The 6,596-nt window shown below is 72.6% G+C and carries 3 protein-coding genes and 2 tRNA genes; all 5 read right to left on the bottom strand.

Annotation, left to right across the window (positions count from 1 at the left end):
* Positions 1–80: 80 nt before the first annotated feature.
* Positions 81–154: transfer RNA gene (locus tag ACFXBC_RS16745), tRNA-Met, on the bottom strand.
* Between the two features lie 201 nt (positions 155–355).
* Positions 356–1,519 carry a metallophosphoesterase gene (locus tag ACFXBC_RS16740; RefSeq protein WP_385024187.1) on the bottom strand — a complete coding sequence of 388 codons (1,164 nt, stop codon included), beginning with the start codon at positions 1,517–1,519 and terminating at the stop codon, positions 356–358.
* A gap of 320 nt (positions 1,520–1,839) precedes the next feature.
* Positions 1,840–2,721 carry an SDR family oxidoreductase gene (locus ACFXBC_RS16735; protein ID WP_385024185.1) on the bottom strand — a complete coding sequence of 294 codons (882 nt, stop codon included), beginning with the start codon at positions 2,719–2,721 and terminating at the stop codon, positions 1,840–1,842.
* A 348-nt stretch (positions 2,722–3,069) separates the two neighbouring features.
* A tRNA-Lys gene (locus ACFXBC_RS16730) sits at positions 3,070–3,142 on the bottom strand.
* A gap of 128 nt (positions 3,143–3,270) precedes the next feature.
* Positions 3,271–6,291 carry an FG-GAP-like repeat-containing protein gene (locus ACFXBC_RS16725; protein WP_385024183.1) on the bottom strand — a complete coding sequence of 1,007 codons (3,021 nt, stop codon included), beginning with the start codon at positions 6,289–6,291 and terminating at the stop codon, positions 3,271–3,273.
* Between the last annotated feature and the right edge of the window lie 305 nt (positions 6,292–6,596).

Raw genomic sequence — 6,596 nt, 5'->3', positions numbered from 1 at the left:
CCTGGCACTCGGGGTGTCGCGCGCGGGGCCCCCCAACCCCCCCGGGCCCGGGCACAGTGTGCCGGGCCTTCGGTCTTGAGTAGCGGGGACAGGATTTGAACCTGCGACCTCTGGGTTATGAGCCCAGCGAGCTACCGAGCTGCTCCACCCCGCGTCGGTGAACACAACTCTACGGCATGTCCGGGGGTGGTTCGAACCACTTACCGCCCGGGGCCGCTCCGGATCCCTCCGGACCGCCTGCGGATCCCTCCGGACGGCTCCGGACCGCTCCGGACCGCCTGCGGGGCCGGGGTGGCCTCCGCCGTCCGCCGTTCCCGGTGACGGCCTGGACCGCCGCTGACGTACGGCGCCTCGCTCACCCGCCCTCCGACGGGGCGGCCCCGCCGTCCGCTCCGGTGGCGGGCCCGCCACCGGAGCGCAGGGTGAGCAGGGTGATCTCGCTCGGCGCGAAGACCCGGAAGGGCGGCCCCCAGAAGCCGGTGCCCCGGCTGGTGTAGAGCTGGGTCCGCTCGCCGTGCCGGCTCAGGCCGTGCACCACCGGCTGGTCGATCCGTACGAGGAAGTTGAACGGCCAGATCTGGCCGCCGTGAGTGTGGCCGGAAACCTGTAGGTCGATACCGGCGGCAGCCGCCTGCCGGACGTACTTGGGCTGGTGGGCGACGAGCAGGACCGGCCAGTCCTGGTCCGTCCCCGCGAGAGCCCCGGCCAGGTTCGTACGGTGTCCGGCCAGTCCGGAGGATTCCGCCGTCACGTCGTCCACACCCGCGAGGACGAGCGGGTCGCCGCCGCGCTCCACCACGACGTGGGTGTTGTGGAGGGGTTCCCAGCCGAGTTCGGCCATGCGGTCCAGCCAGCCCTGCGCCTCCCCGAAGTACTCGTGGTTCCCCGTGACATAGACCTTCGCCAGCCGTGACCGGACCGTCCCGAGCGGCGCGGACTGCTCCCGGCGCTGGGCGGGTGTGCCGTCGGCGATATCACCGGCGTGGATCACGACGTCCGCGTCCAGCGCGTTGACCGCGTCGGTGACCCGCGCCGACCAGCGGGCCCGGTCGATCGGCCCGAAGTGGGTGTCGGCCAGCACGACGACACGGGTCCCGTCGAGGCCCCGGCCGAGCCGCGGGATACGGACGTCCAGCCGCTTCACCCGGGGGACCCTCATGGCCTCGTGGTGCCCCAGGGCCAGCAGCCCGGCCGAGACCACGGCGACGGCCGCGGCGATGATCCTGGCCCGTTCGTCACCGCCGGCGTCGAGCCCGACCAGCACGAGATGCACCAGACCGCCCAGCACCGACCAGGTGAACAGCACCCAGATCACCCCGAGGCTGCTGTCCGCGATACGCGCCGCCCGGTCGGCCCGTCGGCGCCCGTGGCCCGCTGCCATCAGGAAGGGGAAGGAGACCAGCCAGACGGCGAAGACGACCGTGCCGGCCAGGAACACCGGGAACGGCCAGTGGACACCGGAGGCGAACAGCGTCCACCGCGGCAGGGCGAACAGCAGCACGAGAACGAGGAGGACCACGGCCCCGCCCAGTCGCCGTCGCAGGGACCGCCGCGGCCCCGCGTCCCCACTCCCCGCGCCCGGCACGGACGCCGGGACGGCGTCAGGACCGGGGCCAGGGTCGGGGCCGGGGTCGGCCCCCGGCTCGGACCGGATCGATTCACTGTCTGTCATCACGCCGCCCCGCACATCCGCTGTCATGCCGTCACTCCCCATCATCCGGCATGCGATGTCCAGTGGAAGTGGAAGGAGAGCGTCCTGTATTGGCGAACCCCTGGCCCCGGCGGTGGAACGGCCGGGCGGCGGGGGCGGCCGGAACCCGCCCCGGCTGCCCCCGCCGCTCAGGGCTGGATGTTCTCCAGGTCCTCCAGCAGGCTCGGGTGGGTCGGCTCCCAGCCGAGTGTCTGCCTGGTGTGGGCGCTGGACGCGGGCTGGTCGCTCTCGAAGATCTGGCCGAGGGGCCCGTAGGTCACCGGCGGCACCGACTCGACCGGCAGGCCCAGCCGCCGGCCGATGACCGCGGCGATGTCGCGCACCCGGTCCCCCTCGTCGGCCACGGCGTGCCAGGCGGTGCCGCCTTCCGCCCGCTCCAGGGCGAGCCGGAAGAGGACGGCCGCGTCGAGCGCGTGCACGGCCGGCCAGCGCTGTGCGCCGTCACCCGGGTAGCCGGAGACTCCGGTCTGGCGGGCGATGCCGGTCAGCATTCCGGCGAACCCGCCCTCGCCCCGGTGGTGAACCGTGCGCGGCAGACGTACGGCCGAACTGCGGACGCCGCGCGGTGCCAGGCCCAGAGCCGCGGTGACCGCACGGCCACGGCCGCCGACCGGCCCTTCGGTCACGGTGGGATCGGCCTCGGTGGCGGCGCGGCCCGGCGCCTGGGGCGTGCCCGATACGGTGACGAACGGTCGGTCGCTGCCGACAAGTTCCTCACCGATGGCCGCGATGGCGGTGCCTTCCTCGGCGACCGCCTTCGCGACGGCTTCGGGGCTGCTGAAGTCGTTGGCGAACGCCAGGTGGATCACCCCGTCGGACTGCGCGGCACCGGAGCGGAGGACGTCCAGGTCGGCGAGAGACCCCCGGAGCGGTTCGGCGCCGGCCGCCTCGACGGCCCGCGCGGACGCGTCGGAGCGGGCGAGCGCGAGAACGGTGTGACCGTTGGCGAGCAGTTCGGCGACGACGGCGGCCCCGATCAGGCCGGTCCCCCCGGTGACAAAGACACGCATGGCACTCTCCCTCAAGCGATGGGACCCTTGACCCATCACTCTACCGGAGCGATGGGACAACAGTCCCATCACGACGAGCGGATCCCCTGCCCCGACTTCTTGAGCGAGCGAATCGAGGGAATCGAGCGAAGCAAGGGGAGCAAGGGAAGCAAGGGAAGCAGGAAACCAAGCGCATGCACCGGAACCCCCTTCGGCTCCGGCCCTCCCGGAACGGCCGCCGCCGGCCCGGCGCGCGCCCCCGCCCCGACGGGGGCGTACCACGCGGAAACAAAACAGCGCCCGAACCGGCCGAAGCCGATTCAGGCGCTGAGTAGCAGGTCAGAGGAGGTTCCCCTCACCCCTGTCCGGTAGACCGTGTGGGACTCGAACCCACAACCAATGGATTAAAAGTCCACTGCTCTGCCAATTGAGCTAACGGTCCGTGCCTGGGCACCCCACGAGCATAGCGGGACCGGGCCCGGCAGCCGATCGGGTATCCCCCTGCCGGGCACGTTTGCCGCCACCCGGATCCCTGGCGTGGCCCGGGTGACGGCACTGCGACGCGGCCGCCTAGAAGACGCCCCTGTACCCCTTCCAGCCGGTGGCGATCAGGGTCCGGCCGCCGAACGAGCCCTTGCCGTCGCCCGTGTTGCGGTAGAGGTTCCCCGCCGCGTCGCGTTCGACGATGTCCGCCCTGCCGTCGCCGGTGATGTCACCGACGCCGACGATCGTGTCGTACGAGGCACCCCAGTCCTTGAACACCCGCACCCGCTCCCTGAACTGGCCTGCCGCCGTGCCGTTGTAACGCCACAGCACATGGGCCTTGTCCCGGGCCAGCAGGTCCCCGTAACCGTCACCGTTGAGGTCGCCCACCCCCATGACCTTGCTGTACGTCCACTTCGACCGGATCTTCTTCCCGGCCGCCAGCGTTCCGTCGCTCTTCGACGCGAAGAGGTAGAGATCGCCGGTGGACGACTTCCAGCCGAGCAGGTCCGCCCGGCCGTCGCCCGTCAGGTCCCCGGGAGAGGTGAGGGTCTTGTACGCCTGGAAGCCGGTGCCGAGTTTCGAGTACGGGGTCGTGGGCCTGACCGGCTGCCCGGACGCCGGACGGTAGCCGCGCAGCGAGCCGTCGCTCCACCGCACCAGCACGTCGTTGGAACAGTCCCCGTCGAGGTCCCCGAACGGGACGGCCACCGCTGTGGCCGGCCAGCCGCCGCCGGTGGTCTTGCCGGAGAACTTTCCGGCCCCGTCACCGTGCTGGAAGGTGAACTCCCCCTTGGAGTTGAGGGTCAGCACGTCGCCGACACCGTCCGCGGTGTAGTCGCGCGCCACCGCGGCGCCGCCCGTCAGATGCAGCGCCCCGGACTTCGTCAGCGCGGCGCCCGAGCCGTCCGCGGGCTGTGCGGTGAGGGTCCAGGTGTAGGTGCCGCTCGGCACGGGATGCCCGGCCGAGATCAGCCCGTCCCAGTCCGCCGTGATCACCCCGCGGGCCTCGCCGCCGGTCAGCGTGGGCACCGCGGCTCCGGTGGCCTTGTTCCTCAGCGCCACCTTCCAGGACGCCGCCGGCTTCGACAGCCACCACTGCGGGGCCCAGGCGCGCCCCTCGTCCTGCACGTCCTTGTCGGCGGGCACCGCCGCGTCGACCGCCGTGAGCGGCGCCGCCGTACCGGCCCGTACGGCGTGCACCCGCTGGTCCCCGTCCGTGTAGGCCACCAGCACGCTGGACGGGTCGGCGGTCCAGCCCACACCGGGGACGGAGGAGGCGGCGGTGCCTAGCACCTGCTCCACGGGCTTGGCGCTCGTGAGGTCCGTGACCACCACCCGCCGCGCGCCGTCCAGGCGGGCGATGAAGCCGTCACCGAGCCGCCCGGGGCCGGGTCCCACCGCGGTGGTCCGTGCCGTCCCGGTGGCGATGTCCACGGTCCCGGCCGAGGCCGGGGCCGCCGCTCCGCACTCCCAGTAGAGATACCGCGCGGACGCCTGGAGGGTGTGGACCGCGCAGGACGATCCGGTGCCGAGGGTCCGGGTCACCGTGCCCTTCGCGACGTCCGTCGCCGTGAGCCTGCCGCCGGCGGACGCCTGCCACAGCGTGCCGCCCCAGAGCGCGGAGGGGCCCGCGGGCGCCGTGCGTACGACGGCGCGCGTGTCCAGGTCCCGTACCTCGGTACGCGCCTGCTTGCCGGTCCCCGTCCCGTAGGCGACATAGCGGCCGGACACCCCGTACACGGTGGGCCTGTCCGCTCCCAGAACGATCTGGCGGGTGGCGGCCGGTGACGAGGCGTCGACGAGGTTCAGCCGGTACCCGGAGCCGGTGTCCGTGACGTACGCGAGACGGCCGTCGGCGGCCGGGAACGGCTCCGGGCAGCTCTGGTCCGCCTCACAGCCGAAGCCGGCCCCGCCGCCGAGGGGCCTCTGGCTGACGGCGGCCGGTGCGCCGGAGAGGGCGAGCCGCCGGTCGTAGAAGCCCGCGCCGTCTCCCGCGGACGACACCTCGTAACTGACGAGATCGCCGCCCGCGAGCGCGAGACGCGCGCTGTGGGTGGGCTGCCACGGCACCGCCAGCACCTCGCTGCGGACGGGCGCTCCGTCCGCGCCCGCGGTGAAGCGGTCCACCGCGTAGTCGCCGTCCGGCCCCCTGCCCACGATCAGCAGGCTGCCGTCGGGGCCGGGCAGCGCGCGGTTCCCGTAGGCGGGGGTGAGCAGGGTGGTAGTTCCGCCGTCGGGGGCGACATCGAGGAGAGGACCGTTGTCGGCGTCGATCCGGAGCACGTGATCGCCGACCGGGAACGATCTGACGAGGCTGCCGGAGCCGACCGGAATGCTTCGGGGCGCGTCGTGCAGATGCCCCCTGGAGAGCACCTTGACGGCGTGGGCCGGCGTGTCCTGCCAGCTCACATAGGACGGGGTGACCCGGATGTACTGCGCGTTCCCGGAGAGCGGCAGTTCGGTGAGTTCCGCCGTCCGCAGGTCGACGAGACCGTAGTGCCGTGCGCCGCCCGCCCGGTAGGTCACGAGTCCGGTGGAGACGTCACCGGCTCCGGCCTCGGGCGTGACTGCCAGAGCGCAATGCGAGTCCGCGGGCAGGCCGGTGACCTTGCGGTCGGTGAGGGTCGCCCCGTCCAGGCGGAAGAGGTGGCACTCGCCGGCCGCCGCGCCCTCGGTGGCGGGGGCCAGCGCCGTGTCCCCGCCGAAGGTCGGCGTACCGAACTCCGGCGGCAGCCGCATGGCGCGCACCGTGCCGGTGTGCGGGTCGAGCAGCCGGTAGTCACCCACGGCCGCCGAGTAGACGACCAGGTCCGACATGGTGTTGACGAGGCCGAGCGCGGGCGTGGGAATCGCCAGGGTGGTGGTCGCGCCGGTCGCGTAGTCCGTCCACCGGAAGCTCTTGCGCGCGTCCTCGGAGTGCGCGAAGCCGGTGCTCCCGGCGACTGTGTAGACACCCGGACTGATCGTTCTGGCCGGCGCCGTGAGTTGCGCGTCGGGTGGTGGTGCGGCGGCCGATGCCGGGCCGGTGAACGGGCTCATGGCGCCCGCGAGGACTGCTGCGGCGCCGACAGCCACGGCGGTACGCCAGAGTCTTCGACGCTGCATGAATTGACGACGCGTCACGAATTTACGGCGCGTCACGAAAGGGCGGTGTATGACGAACTCCCCCACAGAGAAACCGAGATCCGCCTGCGCCGGGAACGGCGCATGACGCGTCAGGTGTGGGGCCCTGGTGCCGAACTGTTCGGTTGAGTCGAACTGTTCGGTGAGTCGAACTGCCCGACAGGTCGAACTGCCTGCCGAGTGGGGGAGTTTATCAGCGGGGTACGACATACGGCGACGGAAAAAGGGCTGCACCCGGAGCTGGGAGACACCCCCCCCGGGAGCCCCCCCGGGGGGGGTGCGCGCGA

The sequence above is a fragment of the Streptomyces sp. NPDC059398 genome (assembly GCF_042751845.1).
Classification (GTDB): domain Bacteria; phylum Actinomycetota; class Actinomycetes; order Streptomycetales; family Streptomycetaceae; genus Streptomyces.
The sequence above is the reverse complement of the archived record's forward strand: the minus strand, read 5'-3'. Positions and strand labels throughout refer to the sequence as shown.

What these genes read in the sequence shown, in the direction of transcription:
- ACFXBC_RS16735 (WP_385024185.1), bottom strand. Translation starts at nt 2,721, where the DNA reads ATGCGTGTCTTTGTCACCGGGGGGACCGGCCTGATCGGGGCCGCCGTC.
- ACFXBC_RS16725 (WP_385024183.1), bottom strand. Translation starts at nt 6,291, where the DNA reads ATGCAGCGTCGAAGACTCTGGCGTACCGCCGTGGCTGTCGGCGCCGCA.